The organism is Campylobacter sp. IFREMER_LSEM_CL1890 (genome assembly GCF_025772045.1).
GTDB classification, from domain to species: domain Bacteria; phylum Campylobacterota; class Campylobacteria; order Campylobacterales; family Campylobacteraceae; genus Campylobacter_D; species Campylobacter_D lari_D.
This window is the reverse complement of record NZ_JAKMRK010000018.1, coordinates 1-14080: the sequence shown is the minus strand read 5'-3', so window position 1 is coordinate 14080 and position 14080 is coordinate 1. Positions and strand designations below refer to the sequence as shown.

The following is a 14080-nucleotide window of genomic DNA, read 5'->3' as shown; positions in this document are numbered from 1 at the left end:
GTTAACATTTTAATTTTTTTATAATGTTATCTAATTTTTTACTATCTCCATCTTTTAAATCTTCTAAAGCTTCTATGGCTGGAGCAAAGTCTTCTATTTCATCAAGATAATTTTCTAAAGCATTGCGTAAAATTTCAGCTTTTTTCTTTTTAGAAAATTTCGCAGTTTGATTTAAGCGTTCATAAAGCTCTAATGGAAGAGTTAAGGTGTAGCGTTTGTTCATTTTATAGCCTTTATTTTAGTTTGATAGCTTCTTGACAAGTTTTACATTTGTAACTTGCATTGTTTAATTGAATTTTTTGGTGAATTTCGCAAGGAACTTTGTGAATTTTATTTACACAAGAGCAAATATATTCATAAATTTCTTGATTTTCTTGAAAAGTTGTAGTATTGGCATTTTTATTTAGTTGCGCTTGATGCCATTTTTCTATCTTCATATCTTCTCTTAAAATATGTTCTAAAAGCCATTTTGATGCAATGATGTTAAGTTTTTCTTTGAGATCATTTGTGCTTTTGAGATTTTGAATTAAATCAATCATAGATTGGATGATACTTTTGTGAATTTTTTGATGGTTAGAAAGTTCAGGATAACCTATTTTTGCCATGTATTTTTCTTCTTCGGCAAAATGTTCTTTCATATAATTAAAAAAATCTGCAAGTAAAAATTTAATTTGTCCTTTATGGACAGGTTTGTCTGAAATCATCTCGACATTTGCAGCAAGTTCAAAAAGTTTTTTATGCTGTCTGTCAATTTCTTCATTATGGATACTATATTTACTACACCATTTTGGTAGCATGTTAGCTCCTTGTTTATATTTAGAAGAGTTTTATAAGCATTATAGTTTACTATATTTTAAATTATTATTAATTTTTATTAGATTTCTATTTTTTCTTTGTATTGTATTAAATTCGCAGAGCATTCTTTACATTTAAACTGCACTTTAGAATATTGCATTTTTAAATGAATATCATAAGGAACCTTGTGTGTTTTTCCTTCGCATTGACATTGATATAAGAATTTTTTTGGTTTTGGAGCTTCTTCTTCAAAAGTATCTGAAGAATTCTTTGCTTGGGTGTTTTGACGCCAATGTTCTATCATCATATCATGCTGAATGATGTGTTCTATCAACCATGAATTAACTACTATATATAATTTTTCTTTTAAATCATTTGTACTTTTTATACTTTGTATGAGTTTTATCATGGATTTTGTGATTTGTTTATGCATGAGTTTGTGTTGATTTAGATAAGGGTAATTAATCTCAGCCATATAGGATTCTTCATCTTGAAAATGAATTTTAATATAGTGAAAAAATTCAGCAACTATCTTTTTAAGCTCGACTTGATAAACTGGCCTATCTGAAATTTCTTCCACTTTGGCGGCAAGTTCAAAAAGTTTTTTATGTTGTTCGTCAATTTTTTCATTATTAATACTATATTTTTGATCCCAATTTGGCAACATAATAAAATCCTAAATTCAATAAAATAGTTAATATTTTATAAATACTTGCCTTTAAATATGCTAAATTCACACTAAATTTACATAAAAAAAATATAATAATCTAAATTAAAATAGCATAAAAGGCTTAAAATGGCTACGCAAATTCTTTTACTAGAAGATGATATTAACTTAGGGGAAATTGTTAGTGAGTTTTTAGAAGAAGAAGGTTTTGAAGTGATTTTGGTGGATAATGCTCAAGATGCACAAGATAAAGCTTATGAGAAAAATTTTGATTTATGGATTTTGGATGTAAAAGTCCCTTTAGGAGATGGTTTTAGTGTGCTTAAAAATTTAAGAGAAGCAGGTAGATATACCCCAGCTATTTTTATGACCTCTTTAAATACTACTATGGATTTACAACAAGGATTTGAATGTGGTTGTGATGATTATATCAAAAAGCCTTTTGAATTGCAGGAGTTAAAAATAAGGATTAATGCTATTTTAAAGCGTTCTTTTGCGCATAAAAATGAAGATTATGAGGACTTGGGAAATGGTTTTAAATTTGCTTGTATATCGCAAACTTTATATCAAAACGATAAGCCATTGTCTTTACCTTTAAAAGAATTAAAACTTTTATCATTACTTTTGAAAAATAAAGGTAAATTTATAGATACTGCTTATATTTTTGAAGAAATTTGGGAATATGACCAAGAGCCAAGTGAGCTTAGTTTGAGAGCTTATGTGAAAAATTTACGAAAAATTTTAGGAAAAGAAAGCATTATCAATCAAAGAGGAAGAGGGTATTGTTATGCATGAAGCCAAGCGCGTTGCATGGCAAATTCTTTCTTTGTATTTAGTAAGTGTAGGAAGTATTCTTGTAGTGCTTTTTGGTATATGGTATGCTAAGTTAATAGAAGATTTAATAAGCGAATATAGCATAAAGCTAAGACAAGAACATCGTTTTGTGATTTTGCAAATGGAAAAATCGCGTTTTGAACCCATAGAAAAAAGTGCTAAGAAAATAGCTCAAATTTCTAATATAAAATTTGCAATATTTGATAGAACTAAGGTTTATTTTTCTAATCTTGATTTACCTGCTCAAACAACTTTTTTTAAATTAAATAATGCGAATATTTATAACAATAACACTTTGATTTATGTAGCTGATATAAATTTAAATAGCTTGTTACTTTCTGATAATCAAAATCAAAGTGCTTTAGAAATATTAGGAGATGTAAATCGTTTAAGAGTTTTAATACAAGGCGATGATATCTCTAAAGAGCTTGGATTTATAAGATTTAAAGTTGCTTTAGCTATGGTACTTTCTTTGATTTTTGTTAGTTTGGTAGGATATTTAATACTTAAATTTGCACTCAAGCCTTTAGAAGCAAGAATAAGGTTTTTAAATAATTTTATAAAAGATACCACTCATGAGATTAATACCCCAATTAGTGCAATATTAATGAGTGTAGAGAGTTTAGAAAGAAAAAAGAATTTTGAAGAAATTAAGGCTTTAAAGCGTGTAAAAATAGCTGCTTTGACTTTGAGTCATTTGTATTCAGATTTAACTTTTTTAAATTTTTCTCAAGCTTATGAGGCTAAAAAGGATTGGATATTTTTAAAAGACTTGATTAAAGAAAGAATGGAGTATTTCAAGATATTTTTAGAGCAAAAAAATATTGACTTAGAACTTGTTTTAGAGGATAATGGAAAAATTTATGCTAATAAAGAGCAATTTTTTAAAATGTTTGATAATCTTGTTAATAACGCTATAAAATATAATATAAAAAATGGACATATTAAAATAGCACTTTTAGAGCAAAAACTTATAATAGCAGATAGTGGTTGTGGTATAGCAAAGGAAAATTTGGCTAATATTTTTGAGCGTTATTTAAGATTTAATGAAAATCAAGGTGGTTTTGGTATAGGACTTTCTTTGGTAGATAAAATTTGTAAAGAACATAATATAAAAATAAAAGTAGAAAGTGAGTTAAAGAAAGGAACAAAATTTATTTTAACTTGGAAAAATTAAAATTATTTATTGCTCATTTTAGCTTTTTCTTTAGCATTTATAAGCGTTGTGATAAATTCATTTAAATTTTTAGTATCGTTTTGATTTAGAGTTTGTGGGGTATGATTTAGCATTTGAGTGATTAAAAGTTCATTGCTTAAGTCATTATCACCAAATTCTCTAGCTTTTTGTAGAATTTTTAAAGCAAGTAGATTTTTTACTTCATACATTTTAATCCTTTAAATAAATCACGCTAACAATGCGCTTTGGAGTTTGATTTTTTCTATAAGAAAAAAATCTCTCATCATCAAAGGTGCAAAGATTGATATCAAAAATATCATTAATACCTAATTCTTTTGCTTGAAATTTAACTAATGCTTTTAAATCAAGCTTATTTTCATGTAAAAAATGCGCAAAATTTTCTTTGCTGTGGTTTAAAATCTCGCTATTAATTTCATAATTTTTAGCACAAATTCCTGCTGAAATGATGAGTTTTAAATTCTTGGTTTGAGTGTTAAAACTTTCTTGCATTTTCAAAACAGCTTCTTTTAAGATATTTTCAAAACAACCTTTTCTGCCTGAATGCAAAGCTGCTATGGTTTTATTTTTACCATCATATAAAAGCAAAGGCAGGCAATCAGCGCTTAAAATACACAAAGCTATATTTTTTTCATTGCTAATCATCCCATCGGCGTTAAAATGAAAATTTTTATTATACTGAGTGATGATATTAGAATGAATTTGATTTAAAAATACACACTTTTTTATAGAATTTTCACGAGGAAAAATATTATTACAAATTTTTGCTCTAAAAATATTATAATCTTGATCAAAGGCTACAAAAGCTTTTGCGAAATCATTTTCTAATAAAGTGATGTAATCTTGTCTATTTGTTGCCATGAAATTTCTTTTTTATAATTTAATTGTCTGTGTATATATCTTGCTAAAAGATCACTTTCTATATTGACGCGTCTTCCTATGGTGTAATTTTTAAACAAGGTTTCATTAAAGGTTATAGGAATAATAGTCAAACGAATACTATCTTTTAAAACTTCATTGATAGTTAAACTTACTCCATCTATAGCTACGCTTGCTTTATTTGCCATATAAATTTGTATATTATCAGGGCATTTAATATAAAAATCAACTCCGTTTTCTTTTTTAGAAATATTAGTAATTTCGCCAATACCATCAATGTGTCCTTGCATTAAATGCCCATCTATTCTATCGCCATAAGCTAATGCAGGTTCAATATGCACATAGTCTTTTAAATTTTCAATAGCTATGTGAGTTCTTGTTTCATAAGAAAGTTCAAGATTAAAGCCATCATCAAAAAGTTTTGTTACGCTCAAGCACGCACCATTAACTGCTATACTATCGCCTAGTTTTGGTTTGTAACTTGCTTTTAATCTTAAAGTGTTGTTTTGATATGATTTGACAAAGGCTAATTCGCGGATTAATCCATTAAACATTCAATACCTTTAATTTTTATGAGATTTTATCCAAAACTTTTAAATTTCAAAAAGTATTTTTAGTGTTTTATTTTAAAAAATATTATATAATTTTTGCCTTTTTTATAAAAATGAGGTCAAAATATGTATGATATAATCGTAATAGGTGGCGGGCATGCTGGAGTTGAGGCTAGTGCCGGGGCTGCTAGAATGGGCAAAAAAACTTTACTTTTAACTACTTTAATCGAGCAAATTGGTGCTGCAAGTTGTAATCCTGCTATAGGCGGCTTAGCAAAAGGACATTTGGTAAAAGAGCTTGATGCTATGGGTGGACTTATGGGACAAATTACCGATGAGGCTGGAATTCAATTTAGAATTTTAAATGAAAGCAAAGGTGTTGCAGTGCGTGGAAGTAGAGCGCAAATTGATATGGACGCTTATAGAATTTGTGCTAGAAATAAGCTTTTAAAACTTGAAAATTTAGAAATCTCTCAAGAGCAAGCTTTGTCTTTACTTATAGAAAATGACGAGGTTAAGGGCGTTAAAACTAATTTAGAAAATACATATTTTGCTAAAAAAATCATACTTACAACAGGAACTTTTTTAAATGGACTTATCCATATAGGTGAAACTAAGCTTCAAGCAGGTAGGGTAGGTGAGCTTGCGTCTGTAAATTTGGGTGAGTATTTAAAACAAAGTGGTTTAAAAGTAGGGAGGTTAAAAACAGGAACTTGTCCAAGAGTAGATGCTAAAAGTATTGATTTTAGTGTTTTAGAAATTCAACCCGGAGATGAAAACCCTAAGGCCTTTAGTTTTAAAACAAAAAATTTCAAGCCTAATCAACTTCCATGTTATATAGCAAGAACAAATTTAAAAACACATGAGATTATAAAAAGTAACTTTTACCGCGCTCCGCTTTTTACAGGACAAATTGAAGGTATAGGTCCAAGATATTGTCCATCTATAGAAGATAAGATTAATCGTTTTGGTGATAAAGAAAGTCATCATTTATTTATAGAGCCACAAACTAAAGATGCTACTGAATATTATATCAATGGCTTTTCTACCTCACTTCCTTATGAAGTGCAAATTGCGATGTTAAGAAGTATAAAAGGTTTTGAAAATGCTAAAATCACGCGTTTTGGTTATGCCATAGAGTATGATTATATTGATCCAACGGAGTTAAAACATACTTTAGAAACTAAAAAGATTAAAAATTTGTATTGTGCTGGGCAAATTAACGGAACTACTGGTTATGAAGAAGCAGCTGTACAAGGTTTTATGGCAGGAGTGAACGCGGTTTTAGCAATTGATGAAAAAGAGCCTTTTGTATTAAGACGCGATGAGGCTTATATAGGGGTATTAATCGATGATTTAGTAATGAAAGGCACAAAAGAGCCTTATAGAATGTTTACTTCAAGAGCTGAATATAGACTGCTCTTAAGAGAAGAAAATGCTATTTTAAGACTTGGAGAATATGGACATAATTTTAAACTTTTAAGTCAAGAAGACTATGCATATATTGATAATATAAAGCAAAATGTTAGGAAAGGACTTGAGTTTTTACTTCAAACTACATGGACACCAAGCAATCAAAATAATGAATTTTTGCAAAGCATTAAAGAAGAAAAAATTACCTCAATAGTAAGTTTGCAAAAAATTGTTGCAAGAGCGAGTTTTAATATAGAAAAATTAAAAGCTCTAGATGAAATGTTTGCAAAAATGGATGAGTATTCTTTAAATGAAATTTTAAATGAAGCAAAATATTATCATTATATAGCAATGCAAAAAGCACAAATAGAAAAAATGAAAAACTTAAATGACTTAAAAATTCCTGAAAATTTTGACTTTAAAAGTGTAAGTGGTTTGAGTAATGAAGTGGTGGAAAAACTGCAAAAATTTAATCCGCCAACTATTTTTGCTGCTTCGCAAATTAGTGGTATCACCCCTGCTGCTTTAGATATTTTGCATATTTATATCAAAATGAAAAACAATAGATGATATTAACTTATCTATTGTTTTGATTTGAAAATAAATACACTTCTGTTATTTTAAATAAATACTTGCATATCTTAAATAAAGCTTTTTTATATAAAGAAAAAATTTATTATTTTTTAGATAAACTGCTATACTTTACAACAAATAAATCAAAACAAAGGAAGTAAAATGGCTACATCTGAAAGTAGACGAAGCTTTATGGGCTTTGCCTTTGGAACGGTAGCTGCTGTGGGTGGTGCTTTTTCATTAGTTGCAATGAAAAAAACATGGGATCCGCTCCCAAGTGTAAAAGCAGCAGGTATTACTACCGTAGATCTTTCTGGTATGAAAGAAGGCGAATTAAGAACAATCGAGTGGCGTAAAAAGCCTATATTTATCTTAAAAAAAGATGCGGATATGGCAAAAGATAGCAGTAGGGATGTTATTGTGGGTGATGTTGCATATACTGTAGTTATTGGTCTTTGCACGCATTTAGGCTGTATTCCAGCTTATGCTCCAAGTGAGAAATTGTTTAAGTGCGCATGCCACGGTGGCGAATTTGACACTAGTGGTAAAAATGTATTTGGTCCTCCTCCAAGACCTTTGGACATTCCTCCTTTTAGAATTGATGGAACTAAATTAGTGTTAGGTGAAGAAGGTCCAGAATATAAAAAAATGATTGCGGAGGCTTGATATGGCACAGATAAAAAAAGCTAGTGGTATTATAGATTGGCTTGATCAAAGATTAGCTGTAAATAAGCTTTTTAATGTTTTAATGGCTCAGTATTGGATACCAAAACAAATTAACTTCTTATGGGCAATGGGTGTTATCTTGACAACTCTTTTTGCTATTTTATTTATTTCAGGTCTATTTTTAGTAATGTATTATAAGCCAGATGTGGCTTTGGCTTTTGATAGTGTTAATAAAACTATCATGCAAGAAGTAGAGTATGGTTGGCTTTGGCGTCATATGCATGGTGTGGCTGCTTCAGTTGTGTTTTTAATCATATATATCCATATGTTAACGGGAATTTATTATGGCTCTTATAAAAAGGGTCGTGAGATGATTTGGATTAGCGGTATGCTTTTGTTTGTTGTATTTTCAGCAGAAGCATTTAGTGGGTATATGTTACCTTGGGGACAAATGAGTTTTTGGGCTGCTCAAGTTATTACTCAGCTTTTTGGCGGAATTCCTTTTATAGGTGATGCATTAGTTATTTGGATAAGAGGAGATTTTGCAGTATCAGATCCAACTTTAACTAGATTTTTTATGCTGCATGTGTGTTTATTACCTATTGTAATTTTAGCAATTATTGCATTCCACTTTTATTCTTTAAGAATTCCTCATGTAAATAATGAAATTTCAGAAGAAATTGATTTTGATTTGGAAGCTGAAAAATATTTAGCAGGTGATACAAAAGGTTCTAAAGTTATTCCTTTTTGGCCAGGATTTTTAGCTAAAGATTTTATGTATATTGCGTTATTTATGATTTTCTTCTTCTATTTGGTGTGTTTTAAATTTAATTTCGCAATGGATCCAATTAACTTTGACCCAGCAAATTCTTTAAAAACACCTCCTCATATTTATCCTGAGTGGTATTTCTTATGGAGTTATGAAGTTTTAAGAGGATTTTTCTTTGATGTTGGAAGCATTAAAGCTTTTGATATAGGTCTTGCAGCGTTTGGTATAGCACAAATTATTTTCTTCTTGTTACCTTGGCTTGATAGAAGTGATGTTGTGAAACCAGCACACGAAAGACCAATGTTTTTTGCATGGTTTTGGGTGTTATTGATAGATTTAATTGTACTAACAGTTTATGGAAAGCTTCCTCCAACAGGAATTAATGCTTGGATAGGATTTTATGCTTCTATGGTATTTTTACTATTATTGTTAGTAGTCTTACCAATTATTACTATCATGGAAAGAAAAAGGGGCTAATAATGAGAGAATTAAAAATATTTTTTGTAGTTGTCTTTTTCACAGGTTTAGTTTATTGGGGGGTTGAGCCTTATGCACATTCAGTGATGAATCCTCCTTCAACTCCGGTTAATTTTGACTTTGCAAAAGCTGATGTAGAATTTACCAAAGGCGAAGTTGCTTTAAAAGAAAAAGCTGCAATAGATGCTAATGCTTCAGGAAGTGAAAAAGCTATAGCTAATGCTCAAAAAGCACTAGAGCTTGCTAAAAGCCAAGAAGAAGCTACCAAGCAATTATGGGAAAAAATCGCAAAAATTGATTTTAGTAAAGGTAATGCACAAAAAGGAAAAGAGCTTTTTGAAGGAAATTGTATTGCATGTCATGGTGTGAAAGCCGTCGGAATTCCTGCTACTATTACAGATTCTTCTTTAGGTGTAACACCTCCTGATTTAAGTGATGCGGGTGCTATTTATGATGAGAAATTTTTAGCAGCACTGATTGTTGATCCAGTTAAGGCTTTGCAAATTTCACATAAATTTAACGATGAAAATCCATTCTTAATGCCTGCTTATCCTTTAAGTGGTGATGAAGCACAAGATAATCAAGATTTAGCAGATTTAATTGCATTCTTTAAAAATACAGCTAGTGAGTATGAGAAGGAATTTGATACAAAATTAAAAGCAGATTTAGAAGAAAAATATGCTAAAAACCAAGAGCTTTCAGAGCAAGCAAAAACGGCTTTAATTGCAAAAGAATTTGATTTTGCTAAAAACAAACATACATTTGAAAATGCTTGCGGAAGATGCCATGATGTAAAATATGATGGTTTTGTTTCAAGTTCAAAGATGAGTGATTTAAAAAATTATCTTGGTATGACGCCTCCGGATTTATCTATGATGATTCGTTCTAAAGGCGCACATTATCTTGAAATCTTTATCAATGAACCTCAAAAGAAAATTCATGGAACTGCTATGCCAAGAGTTGGTCTAAATGAAAAAGCACAAACTCAAGTTATTAGTTATCTTGAAAAAGTTGGTGATAGTAAAAAAGAAGAAAGAGAGCAAACAGGAATTTATATTATGATATTCTTTGCTATCTTAAGTATTTTTGCTATAGGTTGGAAAAGATCAGTTTGGTCTAAACTACACTAATTTACTCAAAGAACGCCTTGTGGCGTTCTTTTTCTTCAATAATAAGCTAAATATAAAATAAAATTTGATATAATATTTTTTCATTTCACACGCATTAATTTCCTTATTAGGTTGCTTATGGGTTAAAGAATGCGGAGGAATAAACCTAATTATTTTATTTCAAGGAGAATTTCATGGTAAGCATGAGAGATTTGTTAGAGTGTGGTGTACACTTTGGACACCAAACAAGAAGATGGAATCCAAAAATGAAAAAATTTATTTTTGGTGAAAGAAAAGGTATTTATGTAATTGATTTGCAAAAAACGCTTAGATATTTTAGATATACATATAACATTGTTCGTGACGCTGCAGCAGAAGGTAAGACAATTTTATTTGTTGGAACTAAAAAACAAGCAGGTGGAGCGATTAAAGAATACGCTGAAAAATGTGGTATGCCTTATGTAAATCACAGATGGCTTGGTGGTATGATGACAAATTTTGGAACTATCCGCCAATCAATTAGAAAATTAGAAGTTATAGAAAAAATGGAAGAAGATGGAAGTATTAAACTTTTAACTAAAAAAGAAGCATTAATGCTTACTAGAAAAAAAGAAAAATTACTAGCATATCTTGGTGGTATTAGATATATGAAAACTCAACCTGATATGATTTTTGTTATTGATACTGTTAAAGAAAAAATTGCAGTACAAGAAGCTAATAGATTAAAAATCCCTGTAGTTGCTCCACTAGATACAAACTGCGATCCTGATTTAGTTGATTTCCCAATTCCAGGAAATGATGATGCAATTCGTTCGGTCCAACTTTTCTGTCAAGAAATGGCTGAAGCAATCAATGAAGGTAAAGCATTAAGAGAGCAAGATGGTGAAGTTAGCGAAGAACAGCCTATTTCTGAAGAAGAGAAAAAAGAAGTTTTAGAAGAAGCTATGAGTGAAGAAGATTTTGAAGGAGATAAAGAGTAATGGCTGAAATCACTGCACAAATGGTAAAAGAACTGCGCGAGAGTACTGGCGCAGGTATGATGGATTGTAAAAATGCTTTAAAAGATACAGATGGTGATTTTGAAAAAGCAGTGCAACTTTTAAGAGAAAAAGGACTTGGAAAAGCTGATAAAAAAGCTGATCGTTTAGCTGCTGAAGGTTTAGTAAGTGTAAAAGTAAGTGATGATTTTAAATGTGCAACTGTAAGTGAAATTAACTCAGAAACAGATTTTGTTGCTAAAAATGAACAATTTATTGCTTTAACAAAAGATACAACAGCACATATTCAAGCCAAGAGTCTTCAAAATGTTGAAGAATTACATTCAAGTGAGATTAATGGTGTTAAATTTGAAGAGTATTTAAAAAGTCAAATTGCAACTATTGGTGAAAATTTAGTTGTTAGAAGATTTGCTACTTTAAAAGCAGGTGCTAATGGCATAGTAAATGGTTATATTCACACCAATGGTCGTGTTGGTGTAGTTATTGCTGCAGCTTGCGATAGTGAAGCTACGGCTAGCAAGTGTGGAGAATTTTTAAAACATATTTGTATGCATATTGCTGCAATGAAGCCAAGTTATTTATCTTATGAAGAGCTTGATATGGATTTTGTAGAAAATGAGTATAAAGCTTTAGTTGCTGAGTTAGAAAAAGAAAATGAAGAAAGAAGAAGATTAAAAGATCCTAATAAACCAGAGCATAAAATTCCAAAATATGCAAGCAGAAAACAATTAACTCAAGAGGTAATTCAAGCAGCTGAAGAAGCTATTAAGGCTGAACTTCAAGCACAAGGTAAGCCAGAAAAAATTTGGCCTAATATTATCCCAGGTAAGTTGAATAGTTTTATAGCAGATAACTCTCAACTTGATAGCAGACTTACTTTAATGGGTCAGTTTTATGTAATGGATGATAAAAAAACTATCGAACAAGTAATTGCTGATAAAGAAAAGGAACTAGGTGGAACTATCAAAATAGTCGAATTTATTCGTTTTGAAGTAGGTGAGGGCCTAGAAAAGAAAACTGAAGATTTTGCTGCTGAAGTTGCTGCACAAATTGGTTAAAAATGGAACTTTTAAAAGCGGAAAATTTAAACCATAGTTTTGATATTCCGCTTTTTGAAAATTTAAATTTTACTTTAAATACAAAAGATTGTATTGCAGTATGTGGAAGCAGTGGATGTGGTAAATCTACTCTTTTACATATTTTATCTACCTTATTAAAACCTCAATCGGGAAAAGTTTTTTATAATAATCAAGATTTATACGACTTAGATGATGAAGCTTTGCTAGAAATTCGTAGAAAAGATTTTGGTATTATTTTTCAAATGCATTATTTATTTAAAGGTTTTTTGGCTTTTGAAAATATAGAACTTGCGAGTGTTTTAAGCGGCCAGAATATTGATTATGAATTATTAAAAAAACTTGATATTGCAGATTTAATGAATCAAAAAATCACAAAACTAAGCGGTGGACAACAGCAAAGAGTAAGTATAGCTAGGGTTTTAAGCAAGAAGCCAAAAATTATTTTTGCAGATGAGGCTACCGGAAATTTAGATTTTAAAAATGCTTTAAATGTAATGGATATTTTGATTGATTATATCAAAGAAAATAATGCAGCTTTAATTTTTGTTACGCATGATCAAGAGCTTGCTAAAAAATGTGATAAGGTTTTTCACTTAAACAACCATGGAATTTGTTAAATATTTAGGTGATGAAAATGTAGTTATTTTCATGCTTTTGTTTGCTAGAATGAGTGGATTGATAGTTTTTTTCCCTTTTTTTTCTCATAATAGTATTCCTTTGGTGGTAAAAACAACTTTGGTAATGTTTTTAACAATGTTTTTATACCCTTTAGCTAAGCTTGAAAATAATACACCTGATTCTTTTTTTATTCTATATCTTTTAAGTGAAGTTATTTTTGGGATGATAGCAGGAATGATTTTGCAAATGACTTTTGCCATTTTGCAAATGGCAGGTGAGCAGATTTCTTTTACTATGGGTTTTTCAATGGCTAGTGTTATGGATCCCACAACAGGTGCAAATACTCCTGTAATTTCACAAGTTTTAAATTTATTAGCTTTGCTTGTATTTTTAGCTTTTGATGGACATCATTTGATTTTGCTTTTTATATCTAATTCATTGGAATATATTAGTTTAGGTGGATTTTATCCACATGAAAATTTAATGCTTTATTTAAATAAAGCTATGGTAAATATTTTTGTGCTTGGTTTTTCTATGGCTTTTCCTGTTTTAGCTATTTCTTTGCTATCAGATGTGATTTTTGGCATGCTTATGAAAACTATGCCGCAATTTAATCTTTTAGTGGTTGGTTATCCTATCAAGATATTTTTGTCTTTCGCGGTTCTTATTGCTATTTTACTTATTATGATGCAATATTTTAAAAATTTAATAGTAAAAAGTTTTGAGCATATGGAGTTGTTATTTTTTAATATATAAGCATTAAATAATTAAAAATGTTTTAAAATAATGTATTTTTTATTCTTGGGAGATGATAATGAGGGTTTTGCTAATAAATTCCAATATAGCTGTTTCAAAATTAATTAGTTTGGGGGTTCAAAAATTAGGTTATGATTTTGAGGAGCTCAAGGATATTGAGGAGCTTGAGGGATTTTATGATGTAATTATTATAGATCATGATATTGAGGCTGATTTAGATGATTTAAAAAGTAAATGTGATAGATTGATTTATTTGTTACCTAGAAACCTAGAACAAAAAGAAGGTATAGAGTGTTTGTATAAACCGTTTTTACCTACCGATTTTATAAATCTTCTAAGCGGAGATGGGATTTTGGATGATATTCAAAAAGATGCTTTGAGCGAAGATGAACTAAATTTTGATGATGAGGAAGTTGTTGGTAAAGATATGCCTTTGGATGGAAATGAACTTTTAGAAGGTATTGATTTGTCTGAACATGAAGAAAATTTGGGTGAAGATGATTTAAATTTACAAGAAGATTTTTTTGAAGAGAATTTAGGTGATGGATTAAAAAATGATGATATGTTTGATGCAACAAGTGAGTTAATAGATGAAGAGAAAACAGAAGATGATTTAGTTTTTTCAGATAGCTTAGATAAAGAAAATATAGAAGAAAATATAGAAGAAAATATAGAAGAAAATATAGAAGAAAATATAGAAG

Annotated in this window: 16 protein-coding genes and 1 pseudogene; 11 read left to right on the top strand and 6 right to left on the bottom strand. The window is 29.9% G+C overall.

Annotated elements, in window-relative coordinates:
• Nucleotide 1: 1 nt before the first annotated feature.
• The 3 genes from L8W57_RS07505 to L8W57_RS07495 form a co-directional block, all read right to left on the bottom strand.
• On the bottom strand, nucleotides 2–223 hold the full coding sequence (locus L8W57_RS07505; protein WP_133318656.1) for a ribbon-helix-helix protein, CopG family: 222 nt from the start codon (nucleotides 221–223) through the stop codon (nucleotides 2–4).
• 10 nt (nucleotides 224–233) lie between these two features.
• Entirely contained in the window at nucleotides 234–797 is a 564-nt protein-coding gene (locus L8W57_RS07500; protein ID WP_263662294.1) for a bacteriohemerythrin, read from the bottom strand.
• A gap of 77 nt (nucleotides 798–874) precedes the next feature.
• Nucleotides 875–1462, bottom strand: coding sequence for a bacteriohemerythrin (locus L8W57_RS07495; RefSeq protein ID WP_220567131.1), 588 nt, complete (start codon nucleotides 1460–1462; stop codon nucleotides 875–877).
• 129 nt (nucleotides 1463–1591) lie between these two features.
• Between L8W57_RS07495 and L8W57_RS07490 the strand changes: the two genes are divergently transcribed.
• On the top strand, nucleotides 1592–2257 hold the full coding sequence (locus L8W57_RS07490; RefSeq protein WP_263662293.1) for a response regulator transcription factor: 666 nt from the start codon (nucleotides 1592–1594) through the stop codon (nucleotides 2255–2257).
• The gene (locus tag L8W57_RS07485) at nucleotides 2250–3473 is read left to right on the top strand and encodes a sensor histidine kinase (RefSeq protein WP_263662292.1); all 1224 of its coding nucleotides are present in this window, start codon (nucleotides 2250–2252) and stop codon (nucleotides 3471–3473) included. Before L8W57_RS07490 ends, L8W57_RS07485 begins: the two co-directional genes overlap by 8 nt.
• 2 nt (nucleotides 3474–3475) lie before the next feature.
• Here L8W57_RS07485 and L8W57_RS07480 read toward each other — a convergent pair whose 3' ends face one another.
• The 3 genes from L8W57_RS07480 to ribE are packed head-to-tail and all read right to left on the bottom strand — an operon-like array spanning nucleotide 3476 to nucleotide 4924.
• Nucleotides 3476–3682, bottom strand: coding sequence for a hypothetical protein (locus L8W57_RS07480; RefSeq protein ID WP_133318661.1), 207 nt, complete (start codon nucleotides 3680–3682; stop codon nucleotides 3476–3478).
• A 1-nt stretch (nucleotide 3683) separates the two neighbouring features.
• Nucleotides 3684–4352, bottom strand: coding sequence for a peptidoglycan editing factor PgeF (gene pgeF / locus L8W57_RS07475; RefSeq protein WP_263662291.1), 669 nt, complete (start codon nucleotides 4350–4352; stop codon nucleotides 3684–3686).
• Nucleotides 4316–4924, bottom strand: a complete 609-nt coding sequence (gene ribE, locus L8W57_RS07470) for a riboflavin synthase (protein ID WP_133318663.1) — start codon at nucleotides 4922–4924, stop codon at nucleotides 4316–4318. Before ribE ends, pgeF begins: the two co-directional genes overlap by 37 nt.
• Before the next feature lie 123 nt (nucleotides 4925–5047).
• On the opposite strand from ribE, the gene mnmG reads away from it, so the two are divergent.
• From mnmG to L8W57_RS07425, 9 genes and pseudogenes are all read left to right on the top strand, one after another.
• A complete protein-coding gene (mnmG, locus tag L8W57_RS07465) occupies nucleotides 5048–6904 on the top strand; it encodes a tRNA uridine-5-carboxymethylaminomethyl(34) synthesis enzyme MnmG (RefSeq protein WP_133318664.1) in 1857 nt (618 codons plus the stop codon).
• A gap of 165 nt (nucleotides 6905–7069) precedes the next feature.
• A complete protein-coding gene (petA, locus tag L8W57_RS07460) occupies nucleotides 7070–7573 on the top strand; it encodes a ubiquinol-cytochrome c reductase iron-sulfur subunit (protein WP_133318665.1) in 504 nt (167 codons plus the stop codon).
• A gap of 1 nt (nucleotide 7574) precedes the next feature.
• Nucleotides 7575–8819, top strand: coding sequence for a cytochrome b (locus L8W57_RS07455; RefSeq protein WP_133318666.1), 1245 nt, complete (start codon nucleotides 7575–7577; stop codon nucleotides 8817–8819).
• A gap of 2 nt (nucleotides 8820–8821) precedes the next feature.
• Entirely contained in the window at nucleotides 8822–9949 is a 1128-nt protein-coding gene (locus L8W57_RS07450) for a c-type cytochrome (RefSeq protein ID WP_133318667.1), read from the top strand.
• 173 nt (nucleotides 9950–10122) lie between these two features.
• On the top strand, nucleotides 10123–10908 hold the full coding sequence (gene rpsB / locus L8W57_RS07445) for a 30S ribosomal protein S2 (RefSeq protein WP_087700911.1): 786 nt from the start codon (nucleotides 10123–10125) through the stop codon (nucleotides 10906–10908).
• Nucleotides 10908–11984 (top strand): translation elongation factor Ts, encoded by a 1077-nt coding sequence (gene tsf / locus L8W57_RS07440; RefSeq protein ID WP_039626638.1) that lies wholly within the window; start codon nucleotides 10908–10910, stop codon nucleotides 11982–11984. Before rpsB ends, tsf begins: the two co-directional genes overlap by 1 nt.
• Nucleotides 11985–11986: 2 nt before the next feature.
• Entirely contained in the window at nucleotides 11987–12622 is a 636-nt protein-coding gene (locus tag L8W57_RS07435; RefSeq protein WP_133318668.1) for an ABC transporter ATP-binding protein, read from the top strand.
• Nucleotides 12609–13379 carry a flagellar biosynthetic protein FliR gene (fliR, locus tag L8W57_RS07430; RefSeq protein WP_133318669.1) on the top strand — a complete coding sequence of 257 codons (771 nt, stop codon included), beginning with the start codon at nucleotides 12609–12611 and terminating at the stop codon, nucleotides 13377–13379. The genes L8W57_RS07435 and fliR overlap by 14 nt, the downstream gene beginning before the upstream one ends.
• 58 nt (nucleotides 13380–13437) lie before the next feature.
• Nucleotides 13438–14080, top strand: a pseudogene (locus L8W57_RS07425) (hypothetical protein); the annotation flags it as partial.